This window comes from Solwaraspora sp. WMMA2059, from assembly GCF_027497315.1.
Lineage (GTDB): Bacteria > Actinomycetota > Actinomycetes > Mycobacteriales > Micromonosporaceae > Micromonospora_E.
Genome location: NZ_CP114908.1, coordinates 2,796,557 through 2,822,315 on the forward strand (window position 1 = coordinate 2,796,557; position 25,759 = coordinate 2,822,315).

The window sequence follows — 25,759 nt, forward strand, 5'->3', positions numbered from 1 at the left end:
GCATGACCGGGGACCCGACCGGCCGGCACGTCGCCGTGGTCGACCTCGGCTACGGCGACGCCGGCAAGGGCACCGTCGTCGACTGGCTGTGCGCGAGCCGGCCGGTCGACGCGGTCATCCGGTTCAACGGGGGCGGGCAGGCCGCACACAACGTCGTCCTGCCCGACGGCCGGGCCCACACCTTCGCCCAGTTCGGCGCCGGCACCTTCCACGGCGTACCGACGCACCTGTCCCGGTTCGTGGTCGTCGACCCGCTGGCGTTGGCCGGCGAGGCGACGCACCTGGCCGGGGTCGGGCTGCCCGACGCACTGGACCGGGTGACCGTCGACCGGGAGGCGCTGCTGGCCACCCCGTACCACCGGGCCGCGAACCAGGCCCGGGAGATCGCCCGTGGGGCCGACCGGCACGGCTCCTGCGGGATGGGGGTGGGCGAGAGCATGTCGTACGCTCTCGCCCACCCCGACACCGCGCCCCGGGTCGGCGACTGCCTCGACGAAGGACTGCTGCGACACCGGTTGACCCTGCTGCGTGACCGGCTCACCGCCGAGTTGGGGCCGCTGGACGCCCCGCCGGTGGCGGACACCGTCACCGCGTTCACCGCGTTCGCGCGGCGGGTGTCGATCGTCGACCGGTCATGGACGACCCGGCTACTGCGCGCCGGAACCGTCGTCTTCGAAGGCGCTCAGGGGGTGCTGCTCGACGAGTGGCACGGCTTTCACCCGTACACCACGTGGAGCACCACGACGTACGGCAACGTCGACGCGCTGCTGGCCGAGGCGGGCATGCCCGGTACGGTGACCCGGCTCGGGGTGCTGCGAACCCTCACCCCCCGGCACGGGCCGGGCCCGCTGGTCACCGAGGACCCGGCGCTGCGGCCGCCGGAGCGGCACAACGGCACCAACGCCTGGCAGGGGCGGTTCCGGTTCGGCCACTTCGACGCCGTCGCCCACCGGTACGCGCTCGACGTCACCGGCGGCGTCGACGCCCTCGCGTTGACCCATCTGGACCTGGTCGGCGCGCACCGGCTACGGCTGTGCGCGGCGTACGACTGGACCGACCGGTTGCCGACCGGCCCGCCCGGTGACCTCGACCGGCAGGCGGCGCTGACCGCCCGGCTGCTGACCAGCCGACCCCGGTACGCCACCGACCCGGAGCCCGACCCGGACTCCTGGGTGGCGGCGGTCGAGGCGGCGCTCGGCGTACCGGTGCGGCTGACCTCGCACGGCCCGACCACCGACGACAAGGCCGCCCGGCTCACTGCGGCGGCAGGAAGGTGACCTCGGTCGGCCCGCCGCCGGTGATCACTACCGGCGTGGCGCTGTCGAAGTCGGTGCCGCCATGCCAACTGGTGGTGCCGCCGCAGAGACACTGAATCTTGACCTGCTGCCCCAGGACGACCCGGATCCGCACCTTGGAACCGGAGCCGAGTGATCCGACGCCCACCGACTCACCGGTGGTCACGTTGCGCAGCACCACCCGATTGTCCGAGCCCGCCGGCGGGTCAGGAAAGTTGACGATGGCGGATACGCCACGCTTGACAGTGAAGTCGATGATAGGCGAATTGCCCGGTACAGCGGCCTGGATCAGATCAGCTCGTAGTCGGTTGCCGCCACCGCCGCTCCACTGGTCTGCATGGCCGGGGATCCGGAACAGCAGCGGCCACTCGTACGGGCCGAGCCAGAGAATGCTGAAACTGCCGTCGGAAGCGATCCCGGAGGCGTAGGGCTGCCAGCGGTTCTCCGGCTCCGGGGCGACGATCCCGACGGTGCCGCCCTGCCCTGGGGGCGGGATCTCCTCCGGTGCCGGGAGCTTACCCCGAATCGAGCCACGCCGATCAATGAAGATCGTCGGGGCGGTCTTGGTCTCACCTGGCACCGACGCGGTGATCAAACGAGCCGACTGTTGTGTCCCGGTGCCACCGGACGGCCCCACCCACTGTGACCCGTACATAGTGCTGGGCGGAACGAACGCGAACAGGTTGTACGACCCGGGCGCCGCCACCGGCACGTTCACCCGCCCCAGTCCGGTACTCTTCGGCCGGCACCCGTCCGGGAAGCTGAAGGTGCCTCGCGCGGGAACGGCGATGACGCAGACGCCTTTCATCGGCAGGCCGGTGTCGCGGGCGTACACCCAGGTTTTGATGTACGCCTCGGTAGACTGTGCGGCGGCGGCACGCGCCGGTGGCCCGCCGACCATGGTGACGACGAGGGTTGCGATCACGACCGCCACACCTGTCATCCGGAACCTGGTCACCCTCTGATGGTGCTGGCCATGCACCTCACCAGACGATCCCCTGCTGCTGCCTGCCATGTCGTCACTCCCTATTCAAGGACGTCTGTCCGCGCTACCGCATGTCAAGGTTGATGCCTTCGTAGTAGGCCACGGCAATCGGCGTGGCGCTGGCAAAGTCGGTCCCGCCGTACCAGCGTGTCCCGTCGGGGCAGTGGCACTCGACCTTGACCTGCTGGCCACCGACGACTCGCGCACGAGCTGCGTTCTTCCCCCCGTCGAACTCACCTACCCCCATCACGTCCCTGGTAGCGCTGTTGTAGAACACGACCCGCCCCGCCTGGCCAGTCGGCAAGCTGCTGACCTGGACTCCGAAGGCAGCTCCCCTGAACTGCAGCGTGCGGAACGTGTACCGGTCGGCCGAGCCGCCGACGACCGCGGGAACCGTCTCGGCAAGAAGTCGATTGCCAACCTGCCCGCTCCACAGTGCCCAGTCGAGCTGCGGCCGGAACAACAACGGCCACTCGTACGGCCCGACCCAGTCGATGTCGAACGTCCCGTCGACGTCAACCGGCACGGATCGCGGCTCCTGGTGCACGTCGAGCTCCGGCTGCGCGATGGAGATCAGCCCTGCGGGGTCCCCAGCCCAGTGGTCGACCACGCCGCTAATCGTGGCGCGCGGATCCAGCAGGATCTGTGCGACCCGTTTCGTCTCGCCAGCGGCGAGGGTGACCCGCCGGGCGTCCTGCTGCCTGCCGGTGCCGCCGTCCGGGCCTACCCACTGGGCACCGTACGGGCTGTCCAGCTTCGGCAGGGCGAACAGGTTGTACTGCCCCGGCCCCGGCACGTCGACGGTCACCCGACCACCACCGCCGCTGCGGGCCGGGCACGCGTTCGGCAGGCTGAACGTCGGCACCGGCATGGCCAGCACGCAGACGCCCTTGACCGGCTCGCTGGTGGCCCGGTCGAACACCCGGGTGGTGATGGCGGCACCAACGTCGCTCTCCGAGGCTGGCACCGCCGCCGCGCCGCTGGTCATCACCACTGCCAGCGCTACCCCGGCCGCAACCGACAACAGCCGCCGAGTGTGGCCGGAGCGGACACCCGACCGGGCATCCGGAAACCACTGCCTACTGCTCGTCACTGCCCACCTGCCAATCCTTCCTGCACGTCGAGTAATCAAAGGCCTACCACGCGCATGGATGATCGTCGGGGACGTCGAGGGCCCGGACAGCCGGCGTGTCGACGAGTGTCCGTCATCCAGGTGTCGCCGGCCGGTGCGTGGGTAGGTCCGGAGAGGTCCGACCCTCCGCTCGAACACGACCCAGGGAAACTCACCGTGCCGACCGCCTTCCTTCTGCGCCAACAGCCCACCCCCGTCCCGGCCGGCCGGGGCCAGCTCCGGTGGTACGGGCCCGGCTTGCTGTGGATGGTGTCGTCGGTGGGTTCCGGCTCGGTGCTGTTCACCCCCCGGATCGGCGCGCGGTACGGCTACGAACTGCTGTGGCTGGCGCTGATCGTGACCGTCTTCATGTGGATCATGATCCGGGAGGCCGGCCGGTACAGCGTTGCCACCGGCCGCACCCTGCTCGACGGCTTCCGCGACGTACCTGGGTTGGCCAACTGGGCGATCTGGGTGATCTTCGTGCCGCAGATCGTCGCCGGGGTGGTCACCATCGCCGGTATCGCCGCCCTGGTCGGCAGCGCGCTCATGGTGGCGCTGCCCGGCGGACAGGCGGTCTACGCCAGCGCCGTCATCCTCGGCTCCGGGGCACTGGTGTTGGCCGGCCGCTACCAGGGCGTGGAACGGATCACCGCCGTGATGGCCCTGGTCCTGGTCGGCGCAGCCATCACCGCGGCGGCCAGCACGGTCAGCGGCGACATCGCGACGGGCCTGGTGCCGGGCGTGCCGGACGACCTCGACCTGTACTTCGTGCTGCCCTGGGTCGGATTCATCCTGGCCGGTGCCGTCGGCATCATGTGGTTTTCCTACTGGGTGGCGGCGCGTGGCTTCGGCGGGCCGACGGGCCCGTCCTCGTCGACGGATCAGACTGATGCCGGGGCCCGCGACGATGTGCCTTCGAACGGGCAGGTCGGCGGCGACGAGCGGATCGAGCGGGTACGCGGCTGGACCCGGACGATGAGCCGGACCGCCGCGCTCGGCGTCGCCGGCGGTGGACTGGTCATCGTCTCCTTCCTGGTGCTGGGCGCCGAACTGCTCGCCCCGCAGGGGCGGGTACCCGACGGGGTCGACGTCGCCCGCGACCTGACCGCGCTGCTCGGCGACCTGTGGGGCACCTTCGGTGAGGTGCTGCTGCTGACCTGTGTGGTGGTTGCTCTCTGGGGCACCATCTTCGCCAACCAGGACGGTTGGGCGCGCACGTACGCCGACGCCACCAGACTGATCACCGCCGGCCGATCCGACGACGAACCGGCTGATGACGGCGAACAGACCGGCAGGCTGGCCCGCCTGAGCCGCCACCCACGGGCGGTCTACCTGACCTATGTCGCGGTCGCCATGACTCTCGCCCCGCTGGTGCTGTTCCTGCTGGTCCGCAACCCGGTCGAGATCCTGTCGGTCGGCGGTATCATCGCCGCCGCGCACACCCCCGTCGTCGTCGGCCTCACCTTGTACGTCAACCGCCGGCTCCCCGCACGGGTACGGCCGTCGTGGACCAGCCAGGTGGCGCTCGGCACCGCCGGGGTGTTCTTCGGCGCCTTCGCCGTCGTCTACCTGCTGAGCCTGGTCGGAGTCCGGATCGGTTGACCCGGTCCGGCACCGACTCACAGGATCAGGTTCAACCAGTCCCGGCGACGGACCCGCACCGAGGCGGCCGTGGCGAAGTCCGAACCGCCGTACCAGCGGTCGCCACCCGTACAGCGGCACCGGATCTTGACGTGCTGCCCGCCGCTGACCCGCAATAAATCCCCAGGTGGCGTCGTCGCCGATCGCCACCGACCCGACATGCTCGCCGGATCCGGAGTTGTACAGGACCAGTTGCCGGCCGGCGCTCGTCGGCTCGTCGGCTCGTCGGCTCGTCGAGGATGTGAACGGTCAACTCGCCGCCGTGCCGCAGCCGGTAGGTCGCCGGGTCCGGGGTGCCGACGACCGCCGGGACGAGGTCGGCCTGGGCACGCCCGGCGACACCGACCACACCGCGGCGGGCCCCGGACTGGACCCCGGTGCCGCCGTCCGGTCCAACCCACTGCGCGCCGTACGGGCTGCCCGGAGCCGGCAACGCGAAGAGGTGGTAGGAGCCGGGCCCTGGTACATCGATGGACACCCGACCGGTACGGCCGCTGTTCGGCCGGCACTGCGCTGGAATGCTGAACACCCGGACCGGGGTCGCGAACACGCATACGCCAGCCACCCGGGCACCGGTGTTGCGGTCGCGCACCCACGTATCGATCCTGGCGGTCTCGGCACTGGCCGCGGCGGCTGCCGTCATGGACACCTGCCAACATCATCGACCTGCCAGGGGCGGCTCCGCTCGTTATATCCCCACTACGCTCAGACTTCGGTCATGCGCCGTTCGTGTCGTCCTCGCTCCGGAGATGGGCCCCGATCTCGGGCTCATGGTCGCCCCCAGCTCCGCAAGGCCATCCCACCGGCTGCTGCCGAAAAATGATCGCTTTCCGTACCGAGAGCGACGGAATGCGCATCGACCACGCGGACCGTTTCCGCCCACCGGGCAGCCCAGCAATCACCATCAGTGGTGGATCTATGACGCCCGGCTCATCCTTGACGGAGGTACTTGGCGGCGAGGCCGGCCAGCGCGGCGACTATCCCGCCGATCGCGCTCACCGCAGCCGATCGCCCGGAGCCACCGGCCACGAGCATGATGACGACAATCGCCACGACGCCGAACAGGCCCACGCCAAGTGTCCGATTGACGACAGCGACCCGGCGAAGGCCAGGTCGACCTTGATCCGACTGGTCCATTGTCTTCGCTCCTCACCCACCGTCCGGCGCCATCACCGCCGCCCTTCCAGGACAGCAGCGACCAGGTAGCGCCGACACGCCCCGTTACCGGATACGCAAGCGCTTTGCACGCGCTGGCACGTCCGTTGCACAGTGGAGGCAATACCGAGCGTGACCATGGTGGGAGACTGCGATGAGCGGCGACCGCCGGTGGGCTGGCCTTCCCGAGACACGTCGGGCGGCGGCAGCCGGCGACTACGGCAACCTGATCCGGCTGGCTGGCCCGCACGGCCGCCCGGCTGACCCTCGCGGAGGCAGGACGACGCTGCGGCTACTCCGCGGCGAGCCTGTCGCGGATAGAACGCGGCCGCCAGCGCCTGACCGACGTGTCCGCCCTACGACGGCTCGCCGACGTGTTCGACATTCCACCGGAGCTGTTCGGCTTGACCAACTCTGGCACGTCGGCCAGCCACCACGGGTCCACTTCGATCGTTAGGCTTCCCGGTAGCCGATCCTGGCCTGAGACGGGAGAGGACGTGATCCGACGGCGCGCGGTACTGAGCGGTCTGGCGGGGCTCGCCGGTGCGGCCATCCCCACGGGCCCAGGCTCTACCGGCCACGCCACTGCCCGCCCGCCGCAGCTGGCGGCGGGGCTGTCGGGCCTGCTCCTCGGCGCGGAGCCGAGCACCACCCCACCTGTCGGCCCGGTCGAGCTGCGCGCCACGCTGGCCGCCGCGTCGGCGGACCTTCAGGCGTGTCGGTACGCGCGACTCGCCACCCGCCTACCGCAGCTGGTCACCGGCGCGGCGACGGTCACCGCGAACGCCGCCGATGACCGACGATGTGCGGCCACCGCCCTGGCGACCCAGGCGTACCACCTCACCGCACAGGTGCTGATCAAGCTGCACGAGGACGGCATGTCCTGGTCGATCATGGACCGGGCTGGTCAGACGGCGCGGGCCTGCGGGGACCCGCTGCTGCAGGCCGAACATGCCCGGATCACCGCGATCGTGCTCCGCCGGACCCGGCACCGCGACACCGCGCAGGAGGTCGTGCTCACCGGAGCGGCGACGCTCGACACCACGACCGGGCTGCGGCAACGCGATGACGTCACCGCGTACGGACGACTGCTCGCCACCGCCGCCTACACGGCCGCACTCGGCGACCAGCGGGAAACCGCTCTGGATCTACTCGCCGAGGCGGACGAGGCCACCCGGCGAGCGGACCTGAAGGCCGCCTTCGGCAGCGTCGATGTCGCGTTGTACCGGATCGGAGTCTGCCGAGCGCTGGGTGACTTCGGCGCAGCGGTCGAATGCGCTCGGGCCATCACCCCGCAGCAGTTGGGCACCGTGGAGCGTCGGGCCCGCTACTGGCAGGACACCGCGCTGGCGTTGCACGGCCGAGGCGCGAACGCAGAGGCGTACCGGGCGTTGCTCGCCGCCGAGCAGACCGCGCCGCAGGAGGTCCGCTACCGGCCCTGGGCCCAGCGGTTGACCGTCGACCTGCTGTCGAGCGACCGCCACCGGTCTCTGCCGGACCTGCGCACCTTCGCCGCCCGCGTCGGCGTCGACACCTGATCCGACGCGGCAGGCCGACCGATCCCCCGATGGCACGCTGCCGGCACGACGGCACGATGGACGGATGCGTGTTGGTGACCCAGACTTCGACCGAGCTGTCGACCTCAGCATCGACGTACTTCGGGATCTTGCCCGGCAAGCGAGGCGCTTCGAGGATGCGCTGATCACCTACCGCCAGCTCAGCGAGCGGCTCGCCGTTGACGGTCTTCTGGTGCCCTACCACCAGGGGCCGCTGCCACACATCCTTGAGCACGCGTCACGCCGCGAGCACGCCGAAGGCCGTGGGCTGATCTCCGCGCTGGTCGTACAGCAGGGCTTCGACGGTCGGCCGTCGATGCCGTCCGGCGGCTTCTTCGCCATGGCGCGGCGGGCACCCTACAAGCGCTCCGGCAGCAATGAGGCGATCTGGATGACCGAGGTCCAGCGCGTGATCGACGAGTGCGCCGAGCGCAGCTGAGGCGTCCGGTCCGACTCGTGATCCAATGCGCCTCAGCAAACTGTCCATCGGCGTGTCGCGTAGGTGAGGCGCAGTGGATCAGCCACCGCGAGGAGGTGGATCAGCGCCAGCTACACCAGCTTGCGTCCGATATAAGCAATCACGAGAGCTCTACGGCTACTGTCGAGCCGAAGGTGCAGCCGCCCCGGGCCGGGCGTGAACCGCGCATGCAGGTCAAACAGGCGGCGCTCGCCGTCCTCGTCGTCGGTGAACCAGCACAAAGGTTTACGACTGTCGCTGTCCGGCGTCACCTTGCTGCGCCAGCTCGGTAAGGGGCCGCCCGCAGCGCTCCACTCAGCCGCGGCCAACTCCAGCTCTGCCAGCCGAACCTTTACCGCGTCAAGCGCCGTGGCGGGAAGCTTGTGCAGGTCATCAGCGACGCGGGCGAGGAAACGCAGGTGCGGAAACACGTCCTCACGGGCGTCCCACAGATCACCAGGGCTGATCAGGCCGGTCAGGGCGGAAGTGCACATCCACTCCCGATGAACATCGACGTGGCCTGCTGAGAAGGCGTGGCGCACGGACGCCTCGCCGTCGGCGAGGACCACATCACCAGCAGCCGTCTCGCGAAGGGTCCGTTGCACGAGTGGCAGCACGCCGTGGTCCCACTTCGCCTCCAGCGGCAGGCTGAGCGCCAGTCCGCCCATCAGATGGGCAACCCCGAGGCCGTCTGCCGGAACACCGGCGTGGAAATACTCCGCCTCTGAGTCAGCGCTTGTGGTCACCACCGCCCGGAACGGTGCCCGGTTGCGCATGCTTCTGATGTACCGCAGCGCATCGGCGTTGCGCCCATCCGCAGCCCACCTTCGCAGCGAGAAGTCATCCGACATCGGAAGATCGATGAACTGACGCTCGGTGACCAGGGCGACGTCGGTGCGGTGCCGGCGTGCCTGTCGCAGCACCGATACCAGTTTGTGCAGCGCGTCAGAGAGATCATCGTAGCGCGCTTTGACCTCACGGTACGAAAGCTCGTTCAGGACCAACAGCAGCGGCACTGTGGACTCCGAGATCAGGGTCAGTCAAGCAGGCGATCGAGTGCTCTGTCCCATTCGTCAAAGAAACCGATGGGCCACCGCGAGAGCATACCGTCCACATCAATCTGCGGCGAGCTCGTCTCGATCTTGCCGTGATCGTCTCGATCGAAGTAGTGCAGCGCCACACTGTCCGGGCCGACGACCGACTCCTTGACCGCCAGCCTGATCCCGTTGAGGATATGGTCGCTGTGGCTCTCGATGAGGACCTGGGCACCCGCCGCGACGGCCAGCGTGGCCAGTCGCGCCATCGCGGTCTGACCCCGAGGGTGCAGATGAGCTTCCGGATTCTCCAGCATGATCAGACTACCGGGTCCGGCTGCGACGCAGGCGACAATGATCGGCAAGGCGTAGGTGAGTCCGAACCCGACGTTCGTCGGCCGGTACCGGATGTTCGACGAACCGATCCCAGCGGTCCCGCCGAATCCGTAGCTCAGCTTGACGAAATCTGTTCCGCGCACGTCCTCCGCGATCAGGTTGACTCCGGGGCACACCGCCTGCAGCCAGGCCTCGACCTGGTCGAGCAGACCGGTGGATTTCGCCCTGGGATGCCGCACCGGCAAGGCAGCCACCGGATCATCACGTCGTGCCCTGAGGAAGTTGACGGTGTGCTCGCCTCGCGCGCCCAGCGAACCTCTGCGAATAACCGCCTGGTAGGACTTCGGGTAGTGGACGGCGGGAACGATACGGTCAGCCTTCAGGAACTGAAACCCGCTCCCCAGGAGCCCGCCAGCCACGTCCCTTGCGATGCCCGGCAGGGGCTGGCCCGCAGCGAACCGCAGCAGATCCGCCTCACGATCCCGACTGGTTTCGTACTCGGCCCGCCACCAGAGGTCACGGGAACCGACGGTGCAGCCGACCATGATCGGGATCGGCGCGTCGTCTCGCCCATCCGTGTAGTCCTCGTGCAGCACGTCCTGCCCGACACCCAGCTCCACCAAGTCGCCGTTGAGTAGGAACCCACCACCGGCGTCGAGCATGCCTTCGTCGTAGCTCTGCCGCACCAGCGCCAGGCTTTGGATGATCGTGCTCTTACCGGCGGCGTTGACCCCGGTCAACAAGGTGAGCGGACCGAGCCGGAGCTCGAGTTCCCGGAACGCTTTGAAGTTGCGCAGCCGTACGCCATCAATCATGAGTTACCGACCGTATGCAGAACCGCCCGGATCGTCGCGAAACGTCGACGGACCCGCCCAGGGTCACCGGTTCCCTGACTGATCGACAGTTGAAAGTCCACATCCCCCATCAGCTGAACAATGTTCTCTCCCACCGCCTTGCGACGTTGCACAAGACGATCCAGCTCGTCATCCGACATGGCGGCGAGGTTGCCCGCAACCGATTCGAACAGCGCTTTGTTGATCGGGTGCTTCCGCTCACCACCTGCGCGGTCCCGTTTGCGAAAGGCGTGGACCCCGAAGATCTCAGCCGCCGCCACCATCGACCTCTCAAACCTGGTCCAGAGCGCGTCCGACTCGGAACGCGGCAAGGCGTTAAGGCGCTTCATCGAACTGCGCAGGAAGGCGTCGAAATCCTCCTCGCCGTACCTGTATGGATCGGTGAGCTGAAACGCGATGAACCGCAGGACCATCTCACGGTCGGCCATCCGCTCGCTACGGACACTGTTACCGGTCGCCTGCCGGAACACTTCGGACCCGGCCCAGTCACGGAGGATGTCGCGGGCCTGCCCAGGTATCAGGGCGTGTCGCAACTCCTGGCGGGAGAGCGGAAGTCCACCAGTGTTGATGCGGGCGAAGATGTTGAACTTGACCTCATCCGGCGTACCACGCCGGATGAGGTGCACGATCAGCTCGGTCTCTCGCAGCCGGGTCTGCAGCCGACCGGGGAGATCCGCGAACACGGCGTCGTTGTACTCGGTACCAAGATATTCCAGGTCACGCAGCCGTAGCGGCTGCGCCCCGATCGACTTCGGCTCGATGAACTCCACGATGCTGGTCAACCGCTGGATCCCGTCGACCATTGCCCAGACCTCGTCGTCGCCTTCGGCGGCGTAGAATGTCGGCAGTGGGATCCTCAGCAGCAACGACTCGATGAGTCGGCTCTTGTTGCTGGCTTTCCAGATGCCCGCGCGCCGCTGAAAGTCAGGCTGCAGGTCGATCCGCCCGCTCCGCACCCTGGACAGCAGCAGGTCTACGGTGGTGTTACGAGTCACCACGTCGATCTTTTCCGGATCGAACGGGGTACGGATGCTTTCGCCTGACACGCCCTCGCGGGCGTCGGGATCCTCCTCGATCTCGATGCCCGTGCGCAGGCCGAGGGAGTCAAGCTCCTCGACGACATCGTCGGTCACGGATGAAATGATCGCGCACCTCGATTCACAGCAGTACAGCCAAGCGTCACGCGCGCTGGGGCCACCGCCGTGAGCCTAGCCGACTGCCCGAACTTCCCGTTCCCAACCCGGAGTCGACCGAGCCCCACCGAGCTCTACTGGGACCGTCCCGGGAATCGGTCGCCGTCGACGAGCAGGGTCACCCCGTTGTCCCGGCAGATGTCCCGCCACACCACGTCGACCGGAGCCGAGGTCAGCAGAATCGGGGTGACCACCCGGTCGAGCAGGGACAGCCGGTGGCGGTACTCGAGTACCTGCCCGAGACCGAGTCGCAGCTGATCCTCCGGGCTGGCACCGACGAGGCTCTTGACCTCCGCGATGTACTGCCGGCCGTCAGCGTCCTGCCAGGCCAGGTCCACCGGCACCTTCGCCAGCCCGGTGCCCACCAAAACACCGGTGGCGGCCAGAGTGTCGATCAGCCAGCGGCTCAGCCGGTCGTGCTCGTCGCACCCGGCCACGTACGGCTGCTTGTCGAAGGCCCGGATGTCGGTCAGCGCCGCCGGGTCCACCACCGGAGACCGGTACGGACGATCGAACGCCGCCCCCGGTACCGGCTGCGGCATCAGGGAATCGAAGTGCACCTGCCCGGCGGACCAGGCCAGGGCCAGCCGCTCCGGCCGGTGCAGCCGTTGGAACGAGAAGCCGCCGACCGCCAGACACTTGACGTTGAGCAGCCGCGCCGCAGCGAGGACCGGTGGCTGCCGCAGCGCCCACAACGCGCCTTCGACGGTGTCGCACACGCAGCCGATCTTCTCGCCCCGCAGGGTGTCGTACGGGTCGTTCTCATATTCGGCGACCCGGGTGACCCAGGCGTCCTCGTCGATGACACCGGTGTCGAAGGCCGCATCGAGGGCAGCCTTGTCCAGGTGGAAGTTGATCCCGTCGCCGTCCTCGTAGAGCCACAGTGTCTCCAGCCGGCCGAGGGTCACCCGCAGCAGCGACCGGCCCCGTACCCGCCGCTGGTTCAGGAACCACAGTTTGCCGTCGGTCTCGATCGGCTTCGGCACGGTCATCCGGATGTACCAGCCGGCGAGTGCCCACGAGGCACGCGCCGCCTCGTCGAGGTCGGCACCGAGTGGATCCGCGCTCGGTGCCGCCGACTCCCCAGCCGCAGGCAGGGCCGGATCGGCGAAAACCCAGTGGGCCATCTCCGCCGGACTGGTGTAGCTCCACAGGCCGGACTTGGGATGCCGGGCCAGGTCCTTCTCGACGTTGGCGACGTCTTCCGCCGTCCACCATGCCCCAGTTGACACGAGCACCACCCCCATCGTCACCAAATGTCACCAACACTGCACGTTAGGCGACATCTGGTGATGAGGTCCGGCGACACGCGTACGGCGGTGTGCCCTGGTCAGAGCAGCGCGACGCCGATGAGGGAAAGGTCGTCGAGGCCGTCCAACGGTTCGCCGGCCAGTGGCTCGACCCCCGCGCCGACGATGTCGCCGTTCTCGCCGTCGCGACGCAGCCATAGCCGACCGACCGCCGCCGCCCCGGCCCGCCGGGCGAACACGATCCGCCCCTCGTACAGGTCCAGCTGGCCGGGGGTCACCGGTTCGAACACCTCACCGGGTACGTCGTCAATCAGGAACCTGCGGTCGGCGTCGACCGCGGCCGCGTGCTCGGCGAGGGTGACCCGCAGCGCGCCGAGCGGGGTCTGGTCGTCTCGGCCGAGCAGCCGACCCAGCACATCGGCGGCGACACCACGGCGCAGGTGCTCGTGGTAGCGGTCGTTGCGGAACACCCGCAGACACCGGTAGCAGCTGGTCTCCACCCCGCATTCGCAGTCGCGGACCCGCCGCAGCGCCTCGTCGAGGACGTCACGTACCCGCGCCGCGATCCGTTGCACGTGTCCGGCACCGCCCGGCACGGTGTCGTACAACATGATCACGCTGCGGTTGGCTTCGGTCCGGTACACCGTCGCGTCGATGTCGTCGCGGGAGATCTCCAGCGCCTGCACCGCCCCTTCGACGACCGCGTACGCGAGCGACCGCCAACCGTTGTCGTCGATACCGCCCAGCGCGGCGCTGTCGACACTGAGGTCGAGCACGTCGGTCTGGTACTTGTGGGCCAGCGACAGCAGTTCCAACCGGCCCCGGCAGTCCCGGCCGGTGAGCGGGCTGGAGTGCTGGCGCTGCTTCTTGCTGGTGTTGGACTGGGCGAACCCGCATCGGTCGCAGATGAGGTAGCCGGCGCCACCGGAACCGTCGCTGATAGCGATCAGTTCGCCGCGGGAGCCGGCCCGCACCGTCACGGAGCCGCCCGGCAGGTCGACCTTGTCCTCGAAGATCTCGGCGCCGGTGGAGACCACGTGGGTGGCGCCGTGCCAGGTGCGCCGGGGCGCGGTGCTGGGCCGCCGGCCCCCGGACCGGTCGGCGACGAACCCGAACACCGGTACCGCGTACTGCCGGGGGACGCCGGTGGCCGGTGCCCCGCAGGCCGGGCACTGCGGGTCGAGCCGCTCGATCGAGTCCCGGTAGTGGCCGCAGCCGGCGCAGACGGCGTAGTGGCGCCGTTCCAGGTCCCGGCCGGGAAGCCGGTACACCCCGGCCGACTGCCAGGTCTGTCCACCGGCGACCACCTCGGCACCGGGCGCGTACTCGTAGATCGCCGACGACAGGTCCCGGGACAGCTCCAGTTGGCGGGACATCTGGTCGTCGGCGAAGGTGAGCCGCAGTTCGACGGTGTCGACCGGGAAGCCGTACTTGGGCAGGACGTTGCGGTTGGCGAGCAGGCCGAGCAGTTCCCGGCCGGTGATCGTCTTCATCACCCGGCCGAACCGGGCGGCGCTGTCGTCCTTGCGGGCGGCGAACGCCTCGGCCCGTTTCTCCTCGTAGATGTCGACGTCGTTCTGCAGCTCGGCACGCACCGACTCCAGCAGGCCGACCAGGTGGGTGACCCAGTCGCCGGAGGCGACGCCGATCTCGTCGCGGACCTCGGCCGGCAGCACCCGGTCCAGCGATTCGACGATCTCCGCCGGTACCGGGTCGAGGAAGCCTGCGACCAACGTCACCGGCGCGACGCCGTCATCGCTGGCGAGCAGGAACTCCCCCGCCGTACGCCAGATGGTGCCGTAGGTGCGGAAGTGGTGCCGGAAGAACGCGGCCAGGGCCACCGAGTGGGCGTGCCGGCGGTCGATCCGGACGTTGGTCAGCGGCACGTACGGCGCCCGGACCTCACCGGCGATCATCCGGTCCGGTTCGGCGAACCGCGACAGGTCATGTGACCGGCGCTGCGCGTACGTCAGCACCAGGGCCGCCGAGTCGGTGCGCCGACCGGCCCGCCCGGCCCGCTGCACATAGTTGGCGGTGGTGGGTGGCATGTTGCGCAGCATGACGGCCTGCAGCTCGCCGACGTCGACGCCGAGCTCGAACGTGGTGGAGCAGGACAACGCGTTGACCTTGCCCTCGACGAACTGCTGCTGGATGAACGCGGCCTGCTCGCTGGTCCACTGAGCGGTGTGTTCGAGCACCCGCATCGGCACCGGGTTCATCTCCCGGTACACCGACCGGTAGTGGTCGTGGTCGACGTCGGCCGGCGGCGGCACCCAGCGGGTCAGCTCCCCGACGCACTTCATGGTCGGGCAGACTCCTCGGACGGTGTACGGGGTGATCCGCCGGCAGGTGCCGCACTGCCACACCGGGTGGTCGTCGCCCGGGACCGTGCAGGTGATGAGTTCATGGTCGAGCTGGTAGACCTGCCCGATGCCGGGTTCGAGGCTGGGCCGCAGCAGTTCGCTCATCGGCCCGACGGTCAGCAGCCGCCAGATGCCGTCGAGGAGCTGGTGCGGGTCGGCGGTGACACCGAGGCGGGCGAGGACCCGCCGCAGGTAGTCGACCCGCCGGTTGGTGCCGCTGGTCGGCAGCCAGCTCAGCACCTTACGGCGGGCGTCGGAGCCGGTGCCGCGCAGGTAGATCGGCCCGACGCGGGGTGCGAACGCCTCGTCGCGCGGGTCGACCCCGTCGGGGGCGGCGACGGCTCCCTGCAGCCGTACGGAGCGCAGCAGTTCGTCGAGCAGTGCCCACACTTCCGTCTCGGTCAGCCCGAGGCTGATCAGCGGTTGGGGTGCCTGCCAGGCGGGGTCGCGGGACATGCCCCAGGCGAGCAGGCCGCGCCCTTCGAGGGAGTTGCGTTCGTCGACGCCGACGATCTCGGTCTGCGCCCAGAGGGCGACCTGCCGGCGACGGGCCTGGGCGGAGTCGCGGCGTTGGAAGATGCCGTAGCGGTCGGCGGCGCGGGCCGTGTCGTGGACGACGTCGTCGAGCCGGATCTCGGCGTCACCTCGGGCGGCGGCGGCGAGCGCGCCTTCGCGCAGCAGGCGGCGGCGCTGCACCCGCTGGTAGGAGTCTTCCAGGTACGGGGCGAAGTAGGCCGCCGACTGGCGGCTGTCGCTGAACAGCAGCACTTTGCGGCCACCGCCGGGGCGGGCCTGCTGCGCCGCGTCGGTGGCCTGCGGCAGCCGCTGGTAGAGGGCGGTGGCGAGCACCGAGGCGGATGCCTCGTTGCCGCTGGCGAACAACCGGATGAGTCCGTCGCCGCGTCCGCCGCAGCCGACGCAGGAGGTGAGTGCTTCGGCGTTCTGCCGCACGAACCGCACCGTCCGCATCGGACCTCCGGGGCATTGTGGGCAGTTGCCGGCCGGTCCGACCTGGAACACCCCGCAGCGGGCGCAGAGCGCACCGGTCTCGCTGGCTTTGGCGACGCTGTTGGTCTGCAGGGTCTCCTCGTCCTCGTCGGTGGTCACGTCGTCGACGAGGGCCAGCCAGGTCTGTTGTTCGTCGCGGGAGCGGCGGGACCGGAAGACGGCGGTGCTGCCGACCCGTTCGACGGTGCCGGCCAGGTGTTCGGTGCCGCACCGGCGGCAGGTGCCGATCTCGAAGGCGGCGTCGCCGCAGTGGGTGCAGCGTTCGTGCCGGGTCAGGCTCACGTGCGGGCCGTTCGCGCCGAGGCAGGCGAAGGCGCCTTCGGTGGCGCGGGCGAACAGGTGGTAGCGGGCGGACAGCACCGGGGTGCCGGTGCTGTCGTGTACGGCGTTGGCGAGTGCGACGAGGTCGGTGACGGCCGCCTGGTCGGCGTCGGGGAACAGCGCCTTGGCGACCTCACGCAGCGGCATCGGCCCGTGCGAAAGCAGCCGTTTGAGGCGGCGTACCCGCTGCTCCTGCTCCAGCACCGCGGCGGCGGCGTCATCTGCCGACCCGACCGGCACGGCCGAGGCAGCCGGCACATCCGACATGGCGGGCACGCCGTCGCGGCGGGCGTGCTCCAGCAGGGCGGCGGCCGGCGACGGGGCCTCGCGCAGCTGCCGGTACGCGGCGGCGGGCAGTGGACCCCATTCCGGCCCGGCCGGCACCTCCACCCGTTCGGCGGTGATGACGTCCTGCGCGGCGGCGTCGGCCGGGTCATGCTGGAACGGCACCGGGAACAGGGAGCTGGCGAAATCGGCGACGGCCGCCAGGTCGCCGCCGACGGTGGCGCTGGTGGCGATGCACTGCACGGACCGGCCCTGACCGACCCGGTCGACGAGCCGACGCAGCAGCATCGCCAGTTCGGCGCCGCGCGCCCCGTCGTAGACGTGGGCTTCGTCGACGACGATGAACTGCCAGTGGCCGGCGTGGTCGCCTTCGAACAGGTCCATGTCCAGTGGCCGCAGCAGCAGGTATTCCAGCATGGCGTAGTTGGTCAGCAGCAGATGCGGCGGCGTGGCCTGCATCTGTTCGCGGCTGAGTAGTTCGTTGGGCAGCCGCTGCTCACCGGGGTGCTGGTGGGCGAAGACCTCGGCGGCCTCGCGCAGCGTGTGCCTGGTTTCGCCGGTGTAGCGGCCGAAGGTGATGTCGGGGGCTCCGGCGAGCAGGGTGCGCAGCCGTTTCATCTGGTCGTTGGCGAGGGCGTTCATCGGGTAGAGCAGCAGCGCCCGGACACCGGGGCCGAGGGTGCCGGCGGCCCGCTGCGCCATCAGCCGGTCCAGGATCGGCAGCAGAAAGCTTTCGGTCTTGCCCGACCCGGTGCCGGTGGCGACGACGACGTTGCGCCCGGCCCGTACCTTGCCGATCGCCCGTTCCTGGTGCCGGTACAGCGGCCGGTCCAGGGCCAGGCCGGCGCCGAGCGCGGCGACGCCCGGGTGCAGCGCCCCGGCGTCGATGAGCTGACGCGGGGTGCGCCCGGTGCGGTACGGCGGGGTGGCTTCCAGCAGTGGTCCTTTGGTGATCTCCTGGCTGATCGCGTCGGCGATCGCGGTGTCCAGTGCGGCGGCGAGCCGAGGATCTCTCGGCTCGACCAGGCTGCGCAGGTACCGCTGATAGGTGGCGACGATGTCGTCGCTGGTGGCCAGGGGATCCAGGATCATTCGGCGTCTCCGGTGAGGGTGAGTTCGGCGAGGAAGATGTCGATGGTGGTCAGGTCGGGGGCGTGGCGGGCCAGGGTCGCGTGGTGCGCTGTGGTCCGGGTCAGCAGGGCGGCCGGCAGTCGGTCCCGGGCGATCAGCCGGGCGGTGAAGGCGAACGCGAGCGACAGTGCCGGCAGGTCCGGCCAGCCGGGGCCGCACTGCCGGGCCCCGACCGCCGCGTCGACGGCCGGGCCGCCGGCGGCGGCCAGTGCGGGCCGCAGGGTGCGCAGCAGGTCGGCGGCGGCGGCGACCCGGGCCACGCCGGGCCGGTTTCGCACGTCGAACAGCCGGCGGGCGGCGGCGACCCGTTCGTCGGCGTCGAGGAGTCCACCGGGGACGATCCGCATCGCCCGCCAGAGCTCGTCGAGCTGCTCGGCCGGCAGCCGGGCGATCTGCTGCGCGGCCTGGTCGAAGCGGCCGACCACCCGGTGCGGGTCGGGCTCACCGGCCAGGAGCTTGTCGAGCACGTCGCCGCACGCCGTCGCCGCCCGTTCGTGCAGGTCGTCGCCGGCTGCGGTGACCCCGATCCGGTACGCGGTGGCCAGCAGCGCCGCCAGCGGGCTGGTCTGCCACAGCCTCGCCTCGTCGGCTGCGCCGAGGTAGGCCAGCGGCGGTAGCGCCACCAGCGCGGAGTGCACCAGCGGGGCCACCAGTTCGGACGCGGGTGACCGGGAGCGGGTCAACGCGGTCAGCGCGGCGACCGGGTGTCGGCGCAGCACGGCGGCGGTGTCGCGGACGGCGACGGTGACGCCGTGGCGGCGCAGGTCCTCGGCGCGGCGGTACAGCGGGAAGATCAGCGGGGCGACGTCGGGGCGGTCCGGCAGGTCGGTCAGCCCGGCCAGGTGACGCGACAGCGCCGTGTCGGGGGTGTCGGGCAGCGGCGGGTCCCAGTCGCCGTCGACGGTGAAACTGTTGTCCTGTCCGGGCCAGTCGGGCCAGGGTTCGGGCAGCCACGGGTCGTCGACGCGCAGCAGCACCGCGAGCGGCCCGGCCCGGGTCAGGTCGGCGGGCAGCGGCTCGCTGGCCAGGTCGGTGCCGATCGGGGTGACGTGCGGTGGCCGCCACGGGGCCAGCACCTGGTAGACGCCGGCGGTCAGCCCGTTGACCGGGCTGGCGTCGTCGAGGGCCAGCTGGTCGTCTTTGAGGTGGACGGTGCGGGCGAGTTGTCGGGGCAGGCACCGGGCGACCGGGAACTGTTGGCCGCCCAGGCGGACCGAGAGCTGGGCGGAGCCGCAGACCCGGACGGTGTCGGCGATCGCGGCGAGCGGGAACCGGGCGAGTGGCTGGCCGTAGGTGGCCCGGGAGGCGACGGTCTGCCGTTGCTGGCCGCCGCTGGCCACGACGAGGTCGGCGTCGACTGCCGCCGGCAGCCGGACCAGCAGTTCGCCGTCGCCGACGGTTTCGGTGTCCAGGCGCAGCGGCTGCAGCGTCCACGGGGTGGTGCGGCCGGCGCTGACCCACTGGACGGACATGTGCGGCGGGGTGACCCGTACTGTCGCGGTGTGTCCGGCGGCGGTGAGCTGCACATCGGCGCTGGTCTGGGTCGGGTCGAGCCGGGTCAGCGGCGGATCGACCCGCAGCGCCGACGCGGTCGCGCCGAGCCGGACGGTCGCCGGCGCGAGCCCGTCGGGCCGCAACTCCCGCCACACCGGGTGGCCGGCGACGGTCAGCCCTTCGGCGAGGTCGATGGTGCGTGACAGGCCCCGGCCGAGGGGGCCCCGGACGGTGATCTCGTAGCTGCCGACGAGTGGCCGGGGCAGCTGCTGCCACGGGTCGGTGACGGTGTCGTCGGTGATCCGCACACTGGTGGCGGGGAGCAGTTCGGCGCCGCCGGGCCGGCGGACCCGGATCGACCATTCGGTGGCCACGCCGGCCTCGGTCGGCAGGAACAGTCGCGGCGCGGCACCGTATACGGGGGTGCCGGCGAGGCTGGTCACGTCGGGCAGCGGCGGGCTGAGGCGCAGCTGGGCTCGCCGGGCGGTGCCGACTCGCCGGTCCGGTCCGTCGGCGATCCGCAGCGCGGTGACCTGCGCCAGGTCGACTCGGCGCAGGGTCCAGCCGAACCAGCCGTACGGCACCGGCAGGTCGTCGTCGGCCGCCGGGCCGGCACCGCCTGCGCCAGTGGACGCGGCGGCGGCCCGGTCGATGTGCAGCGTGACCGGCTGGTTGTTGCCGTCGTGCGCCGCGTGCAGGATCCAGACCGGCTCCGGCGGCAGGCTGGAGGTCAGCGGCACCCGTCGGCCTTCGTCGGTGAAGATCAGCATCGGTTCGCGGGGGTCGATCAGGTCGAGTTCGAACTCCCGCTCGATCGCGGCGAGTTCGACGGTGACCTGCCGCACCGGCCGGGAGATCGTCGCGACGGCCGGTGGCGCGGTGTCGACGTCACCGGGGATCCGGGATCGGCTGATGATCGTGTGGACGTCCTCGCCGGCCCGGACCCGCCATTCGACCCGGCCGCCGGGTGCGTCGGGCACCGCCGGCAGCCGCACCAGCAGGCCCCGGCCGTACGGCTCCAGCTCCACGTGCGGTCGGGGGGGCGCCGTCCCGCCGGTGCCCCCGGCGGCGGGGCCGGTGCGGGTCGCGGTGCCGGCCCAGTCGAGCTGCCCGTCGTCGACGCAGCGGCGGGCCTGGTCGATCAGGTACGGCGGCAGGCCGAGCCCGTCGGCGGTGAACGCCGGCGCGCGGAACCGGTCCAGCAGGTCGATGCAGCGGTCGACGAGGTCTTCGGCGTATTCGCCGCCGTGCTGCAGCAGCCGCCGCACCGGCATGTCGAGGGTGTTCAGTCGCGATTCCCGGCCGGGTGTCAACGCCCAGGCGAAGAAGTCGGCGACAGTGGTGCCGGGTTCGCGAGACTGTCGTTGCAGCAGCAGGTTCAGCAGATCACCCAGGCAGTAGGCGGGAATCCCGCCGTGCATGAGGATTTCACCGACGTTGATCTGCGGCAGGCCGGGGAATCGGGCCAGGCCGAACTGGTCCAGGTTGGCCCGGAACGCCGCCCCCCAGGCGGTCTGGTCGACCTGGTGGCGGGTGTGCTCACGCACGGCACCCCAGTAGTTGCCCTGCTCGTAGCGGGACGCACCGATCCCGCTGAGGCCGACCAGCAGGCAGGCCGGGTAGCGGTAGTGCAGGCATTGACGCTGCTCATACTCGCTGCCCACGCCGTACAGTTTTCCCAGCGCACTGACCGCTCGGCGGGCTTCGAGCTCGGGCACCGCGATCTCGGCGACCAGCGATACCGCCCGCAGCGCCGGCGCCCACTCACGCTCCCGATCGTGGAGATAGTCGGATGCCCGCACCACGGTCCCCCTGACGAATAGGCGATCTGGGCCGTATCGCGACTATGCAGATGTATCGGCAGCAACTCAAGGAAACAGGTCCCTCCGGAACCTGACCGTGTCCGTTCGGTCAGCGCCGTCGGGCTGACAATCCCATCACACCCGCCGACGCGGCCGGCACGGCAGGCACCGACGACGGGTGTCAGCGCCGCGCCGGCCGCAGCCGCCTTCTATCACTGGTACGGGTCGGTCCCGTTGACGGCACGCGCCGATTCCCGCACTCCGGGCCGGGTCAGCGCCTGTTTGTAGATCGCGATCGCCACCATCCGGCCGTCGCGTCCACCGCCGACGATCGTGGCGATGACGCCGATCACCGGCGACTCGTCGCTGTCGTCGCCGTAGCGGATGTCAGACACCCGTACCCGCATCGAACAGTCGCCGTACACCCAGTCGGCCTTGCCCAGGTGCAGCGTCTCACCGACCCGCAGCGGCTCGTCAGACATCGTCGTCGTCCTCCCCGTGCGGGTAGCCGTCCGGCATCAGCCCGGACAGCTGCAGCACCGCCCGCACCCGCCGGGCCTTCCCCGGATCCCAGCGGTCGAGGATGACCAGCGACCGCAGGAACGGCCGGCACGGCGCGGCGACGTCACAGGTGCGGCATTCGCCGAGCCGCGCCGACGGCAGATGTTCGGCGATGTCGATCCGCGCCCGGTGCACCGCCTGCGCCACCACGGTGTCACCGGGGTCGAGCGCGGCGTCGAGCGCACTGGCCGGGGCGGGGGCGACCGCACGGGCGGCGGTCAGCCGGAACCGCGGGTCGCGGCCGATGTCCGTCTCCCCCGGCGTGCGTCGTGGCAGCGGCGGCCGATTGGGGGTCGCATCGGTACGCCGTGGCGTCCCGATCGACGTGTAGCGGGCCAGCCGGGGCGTCCCGCCGATCCCGTCGTTCCTGTGCACCACCAAGATCCTCCTTGGATAGCCAATGAGTCGTGACATCCACCCTGGACTCGGTGTCACGGTTGGCGGAACCCGACCGGTGACCCCGTGCACGCCGGGAGTCCCATGACGCGAACCTCGACCAGCACGAGGGAAACTGAGGGATGCGAAAGCCTTGCAACGTCAAGAGTCCATCTGATAGAAGCCCGAAGATCAATTACTCAACCTGATCTTGCAGTTGTCCACAGGACCGAAATCCATGCTGGACGCCTCAGCGCTCGTCGAGGAAGATGATTGGCGAAATCACGCAACGGGGACGCCTCTCGGCGATGTCTCCACCGCGTGTGCACGAGGGAATCCGAGGGATGCGAGGGGCTTGTGAGCGGCAGCGAGTATCTGATATCGGAGCTACGGCGAGTACGCGAGTCGATGGGTCTCACCCAGGAGTCGTGGGGCGAGCGCGTCCACTTCTCCGCGAAGCACGTCGGCTCCATCGAGCGCGGCGAACGCCCCGCCCTGCCCAACTACCTGGGCATGGTCGACAAGGTGTTCGGCACCGCCTTCATGAAGTTCTACCGCGAGTTCGTCATCGGCGAACACGCTCCCGTGTGGTTGAAGCCATTCGTCGATTACGAGGCGCGAGCGACCCTACTTCGCGTCTTCCACCCGTTCGTCGTGCCCGGACTGTTGCAGACCGAGGCGTATGCCCGGGAGGTGCTGCGGATCTTTGACGAACCCGCATCCGATCTTGACGCTCTGGTCCAGGCAAGAATTGCCAGACAGTCGATCTTGACCAAGGACAGCCCGATCCGGCTTGTCGCGGTGGTTGACGAGCTGGTCTTCCATCGTGAAGTTGTCAGCCGAGAGGTGATGCGGGAACAGGTCGACGCGCTGGTGTCCGCATGCGAGCTGCCCAATGTCCAGGTACATGTGATCCCGCTCGGCACTGGCCTCTACGCCGGGCTTCATGGCGGCCTGGTGCTCGCGACTGTCGAGGGGCGTACTGTTGGGTTCCTGGACGGCTACCTACGCGGTCGGATCATCGAGGCCCCGTATGACACGGCCAAGCTGGAGGACGCGTGGGAGTCGACCCGAGGACATGCCCTGCCGTACCAGCAGAGCCTAGACCTGATCAAGAGGATGGCCGAGAAATGGACATGAACGGTGCACTATGGCACAAGTCGAGCCGCAGCGACACCAACGGATGTGTCGAGGTGGCCGAGAACCTGCCCGGTCGGGTATACGTACGGGACACCAAGGACCGCGACGGCGGCACCCTCGCCTTCGCCCCGGCTGCCTGGCGGTCGTTCCTCGCCGAGATCACCGTCAACCGCTGAACCACCGGCCGGCCGGCAACTGACCGGCCCGGCCACCGGCGCCACCGTAGCCCCTTGTCCGGCCCACGACGCGGGCCGGACAGGGGCTGACGCCGTACCGCCGGCCAATCTCACACGTTCATCAGCAGCAGCATCGTCGCCATGCCGGCGCTCATGACGCCGTAGCTCAGCAGATGCAGCCGATGGTTGGACGTCGTCGCGGCACGGTACAGCCACCACAGCGCGCCGGCCGCGCTCAGGACCACGAAGACGACGTTTGTCAGGTCCGCCCACGCCGGAGTCTGCGTGGGCGTCGCCCCGGCAGCGGCTACCCCGTGCACGTGCCCGGAGCCACCGCCGATCCCCATCTCCGACATCAGGGTCGGCATCGCCGCGAGCATCCAGATCATCGCCAGGTTCTGCGTGACGTGGCCCAGCACGTCGATGCGCTCCGATCTGCCACGCGCCCGCCCGTACCCGGGCAGCAACGCGAGCACCAGGATGCCGAAGATCGCGACCTGCGCCCAGGCGACCACGCCACCCACCATCAGCCAGGCCATCAGGATCATCGCGGCGCTCATCACGCAGTGATTGATATCGATCAGCTCCGCGTCAGAGAACGCCTGGTCACGCGACACGCCACGGCGACGAATCACCAGGTCACCGACGCAGACGAGCCCGGTCAGCAGAAAAACGATCGTCAGGACGGGAACCCAGGGCGTCTCCAGCACGACTCTAGCTAGTACCACAGGCCAAGCCGCCGAACAACGGGACGATCAGGGAAAGGGCCCACCGCGATGACCACCGTAGAAGCCGAGACACCGCCCTCCGGGGATACCCCGCCCGGGGAGGCACCCCCGTCCCCGGCCCGGCCGCGCAAGACCAACTGGTTCGCCGCGTTCTGGCGCTGGCACTTCTACGGTTCGGTACTCGTCATACCCGTACTCTTCTGCCTCGCCGTCAGCGGCATGACCTACATGTTCCGGGCAGAGGTGGACGCCCTCGCCCACCCCGGGGTGCTGCAGGTGCCGGTGGCCGACGGCGCCGAACGAACGGCGCTGTCGGCCCAGGAGGCAGCCGTCCGCGCGGAATTCCCGGACCGCCCCATCCTGTCCGTGCAGGACGGCACCGGCGACCGGGCGACCCTGTTCGTCGCCGGGCTCGAAGACGGCAGCAGCACCAACATCTACGTCGACCCCTACACCGCCACCGTCACCGGCGAACTCAGCCAGGACCAGCTCATCTCCACCTGGGCCGAACGCGTCCACGGCGACCTGCTCATCGGCGACGGCGGCTTCGGCGACCGCATCGTCGAACTCGGTGCCTCCTGGGCCATCGTGCTGACGATCACCGGGTTCATCATCTTCTTCCTCGGCCGCCGGGCGCGCAGTGGCGCACAGACCAAAGGCAAGCGCGGTGCTCGGCTCCGCAGCTACCACGCCCTCGTCGGGCTCCCCGTCGGCCTCGGCATCCTGCTGCTGGTCGTCTCCGGGCTGCCCTGGACCGGTGTATGGGGTGCTCAGGCCCAGCAGATCGCCGCCGACTCCGGCTCCGGGCTGTGGGGCGACGACCCCGGTGCCGAATCCACCATCCGGCAGCAGATCGAGGACGCCGACGGTCAGTCGGCTCCCGCCGGGTGGGCCTCCGGCAACGCCCCGCAAGGCAGCAGCACCGGAAGCGGCACCCCGATCTCGATCGACCGGGCGGTCGGCGCGGCCCAGGCGCTGGGTGCCCCCGGGCCGTATCTCGTCCTCTACCCGGAGGGCGAGACCGGGGTGTTCAGCGTGATGAGCAGCCAGTGGTACGACGTCGGCAATCCCGCCGAATCCGACGTGACCCAGGAGACGACGATCCACGTCGACCAGTACAGCGGCGACGTCGTCGGCCAGTACGGCTACGACGACTACAGCGCGATGGCGAAGGTGGTCTCGCAGGGCATCGCCCTGCACGAAGGACGCCGCCTCGGCACCTTCAACACGATCATGTCCACACTCTTCTGCCTCGCCGTGATCTTCATGTGCGTCACCGGGCCCATGATGTGGTGGACCCGCCGGGCCACCGCCTCCGGCCTCGCCGCACCGCGGGCGAAACTCCCGGTCTGGGGCAACTGGGTGCTGCTCGCCGCGATGGTCGTACTCGGCGTCTTCCTGCCCTTGTTCGGTCTTTCCCTGCTGGTCGTCCTGGCGCTGGACCAGCTCCTCATCCGCCGGGTGCCCGCGCTGAAGTCCTTCTTCGGCACGGTCTGACCGGCACC

General features: G+C 69.9%; 20 protein-coding genes. 7 read left to right on the plus strand and 13 right to left on the minus strand.

Translation table 11 applies throughout. The features are described 5' to 3' along the window. The first annotated feature begins 2 nt into the window (after window positions 1–2). A complete protein-coding gene (locus tag O7553_RS12955; protein ID WP_281555591.1) occupies window positions 3–1,277 on the plus strand; it encodes an adenylosuccinate synthetase in 1,275 nt (424 codons plus the stop codon). On the opposite strand, the gene O7553_RS12960 is transcribed toward O7553_RS12955, so the two are convergent. Beyond that, window positions 1,255–2,253: a hypothetical protein gene (locus O7553_RS12960; RefSeq protein WP_281555045.1), complete on the minus strand. Its 999-nt coding sequence runs from the start codon at window positions 2,251–2,253 to the stop codon at window positions 1,255–1,257. The genes O7553_RS12955 and O7553_RS12960 overlap by 23 nt on opposite strands. 91 nt (window positions 2,254–2,344) lie before the next feature. Next, a complete protein-coding gene (locus O7553_RS12965) occupies window positions 2,345–3,304 on the minus strand; it encodes a hypothetical protein (RefSeq protein WP_281555046.1) in 960 nt (319 codons plus the stop codon). Window positions 3,305–3,568: 264 nt separating this feature from the next. Here O7553_RS12965 and O7553_RS12970 point away from each other — a divergent pair, with 264 nt between their 5' ends. Further along, entirely contained in the window at window positions 3,569–4,996 is a 1,428-nt protein-coding gene (locus O7553_RS12970) for an Nramp family divalent metal transporter (protein ID WP_281555047.1), read from the plus strand. Window positions 4,997–5,013: 17 nt separating this feature from the next. On the opposite strand, the gene O7553_RS12975 is transcribed toward O7553_RS12970, so the two are convergent. Together O7553_RS12975 and O7553_RS12980 are read right to left on the minus strand one after the other, a co-directional pair. Continuing rightward, entirely contained in the window at window positions 5,014–5,196 is a 183-nt protein-coding gene (locus tag O7553_RS12975; protein ID WP_281555048.1) for a hypothetical protein, read from the minus strand. 769 nt (window positions 5,197–5,965) lie between these two features. Next, complete coding sequence (locus O7553_RS12980) at window positions 5,966–6,172, minus strand: hypothetical protein (RefSeq protein WP_281555049.1); 207 nt, start codon at window positions 6,170–6,172, stop codon at window positions 5,966–5,968. A 515-nt stretch (window positions 6,173–6,687) separates the two neighbouring features. Here O7553_RS12980 and O7553_RS12985 point away from each other — a divergent pair. Together O7553_RS12985 and O7553_RS12990 are read left to right on the plus strand one after the other, a co-directional pair. Next, the gene (locus O7553_RS12985; RefSeq protein WP_281555050.1) at window positions 6,688–7,728 is read left to right on the plus strand and encodes a hypothetical protein; all 1,041 of its coding nucleotides are present in this window, start codon (window positions 6,688–6,690) and stop codon (window positions 7,726–7,728) included. A 64-nt stretch (window positions 7,729–7,792) separates the two neighbouring features. After that, on the plus strand, window positions 7,793–8,185 hold the full coding sequence (locus tag O7553_RS12990) for a hypothetical protein (RefSeq protein ID WP_281555051.1): 393 nt from the start codon (window positions 7,793–7,795) through the stop codon (window positions 8,183–8,185). Between the two features lie 110 nt (window positions 8,186–8,295). Here the strand turns inward: O7553_RS12990 and O7553_RS12995 are convergent, their stop codons facing one another. The 8 genes from O7553_RS12995 to O7553_RS13030 all read right to left on the minus strand — a co-directional run bounded on the left by O7553_RS12995 (window position 8,296) and on the right by O7553_RS13030 (window position 22,213). Then, complete coding sequence (locus O7553_RS12995; RefSeq protein ID WP_281555052.1) at window positions 8,296–9,219, minus strand: hypothetical protein; 924 nt, start codon at window positions 9,217–9,219, stop codon at window positions 8,296–8,298. Between the two features lie 20 nt (window positions 9,220–9,239). Next, window positions 9,240–10,388, minus strand: coding sequence for a DUF3696 domain-containing protein (locus O7553_RS13000; protein ID WP_281555053.1), 1,149 nt, complete (start codon window positions 10,386–10,388; stop codon window positions 9,240–9,242). Next, window positions 10,385–11,560: a DUF262 domain-containing protein gene (locus tag O7553_RS13005; protein WP_281555054.1), complete on the minus strand. Its 1,176-nt coding sequence runs from the start codon at window positions 11,558–11,560 to the stop codon at window positions 10,385–10,387. The genes O7553_RS13000 and O7553_RS13005 overlap by 4 nt, the downstream gene beginning before the upstream one ends. A 134-nt stretch (window positions 11,561–11,694) precedes the next feature. After that, a complete protein-coding gene (locus O7553_RS13010; RefSeq protein ID WP_281555055.1) occupies window positions 11,695–12,852 on the minus strand; it encodes a hypothetical protein in 1,158 nt (385 codons plus the stop codon). A 98-nt stretch (window positions 12,853–12,950) separates the two neighbouring features. Beyond that, window positions 12,951–17,939: a DEAD/DEAH box helicase gene (locus tag O7553_RS13015; protein ID WP_281555056.1), complete on the minus strand. Its 4,989-nt coding sequence runs from the start codon at window positions 17,937–17,939 to the stop codon at window positions 12,951–12,953. Further along, entirely contained in the window at window positions 17,936–21,274 is a 3,339-nt protein-coding gene (locus tag O7553_RS13020; RefSeq protein WP_281555057.1) for a hypothetical protein, read from the minus strand. Before O7553_RS13020 ends, O7553_RS13015 begins: the two co-directional genes overlap by 4 nt. A 212-nt stretch (window positions 21,275–21,486) precedes the next feature. Next, a complete protein-coding gene (locus tag O7553_RS13025) occupies window positions 21,487–21,756 on the minus strand; it encodes a hypothetical protein (protein WP_281555058.1) in 270 nt (89 codons plus the stop codon). After that, on the minus strand, window positions 21,749–22,213 hold the full coding sequence (locus tag O7553_RS13030) for a hypothetical protein (RefSeq protein WP_281555059.1): 465 nt from the start codon (window positions 22,211–22,213) through the stop codon (window positions 21,749–21,751). The genes O7553_RS13025 and O7553_RS13030 overlap by 8 nt, the downstream gene beginning before the upstream one ends. A gap of 354 nt (window positions 22,214–22,567) precedes the next feature. On the opposite strand from O7553_RS13030, the gene O7553_RS13035 reads away from it, so the two are divergent. Together O7553_RS13035 and O7553_RS13040 are read left to right on the plus strand one after the other, a co-directional pair. After that, the gene (locus O7553_RS13035) at window positions 22,568–23,350 is read left to right on the plus strand and encodes a helix-turn-helix transcriptional regulator (RefSeq protein ID WP_281555060.1); all 783 of its coding nucleotides are present in this window, start codon (window positions 22,568–22,570) and stop codon (window positions 23,348–23,350) included. Next, on the plus strand, window positions 23,347–23,526 hold the full coding sequence (locus O7553_RS13040; protein WP_281555061.1) for a DUF397 domain-containing protein: 180 nt from the start codon (window positions 23,347–23,349) through the stop codon (window positions 23,524–23,526). Before O7553_RS13035 ends, O7553_RS13040 begins: the two co-directional genes overlap by 4 nt. Before the next feature lie 110 nt (window positions 23,527–23,636). Here the strand turns inward: O7553_RS13040 and O7553_RS13045 are convergent, their stop codons facing one another. Then, the gene (locus tag O7553_RS13045) at window positions 23,637–24,236 is read right to left on the minus strand and encodes a DUF5134 domain-containing protein (protein ID WP_281555062.1); all 600 of its coding nucleotides are present in this window, start codon (window positions 24,234–24,236) and stop codon (window positions 23,637–23,639) included. A gap of 66 nt (window positions 24,237–24,302) precedes the next feature. On the opposite strand from O7553_RS13045, the gene O7553_RS13050 reads away from it, so the two are divergent. Next, window positions 24,303–25,751, plus strand: a complete 1,449-nt coding sequence (locus tag O7553_RS13050; RefSeq protein WP_281555063.1) for a PepSY domain-containing protein — start codon at window positions 24,303–24,305, stop codon at window positions 25,749–25,751. The last annotated feature ends 8 nt before the right edge of the window (window positions 25,752–25,759 follow it).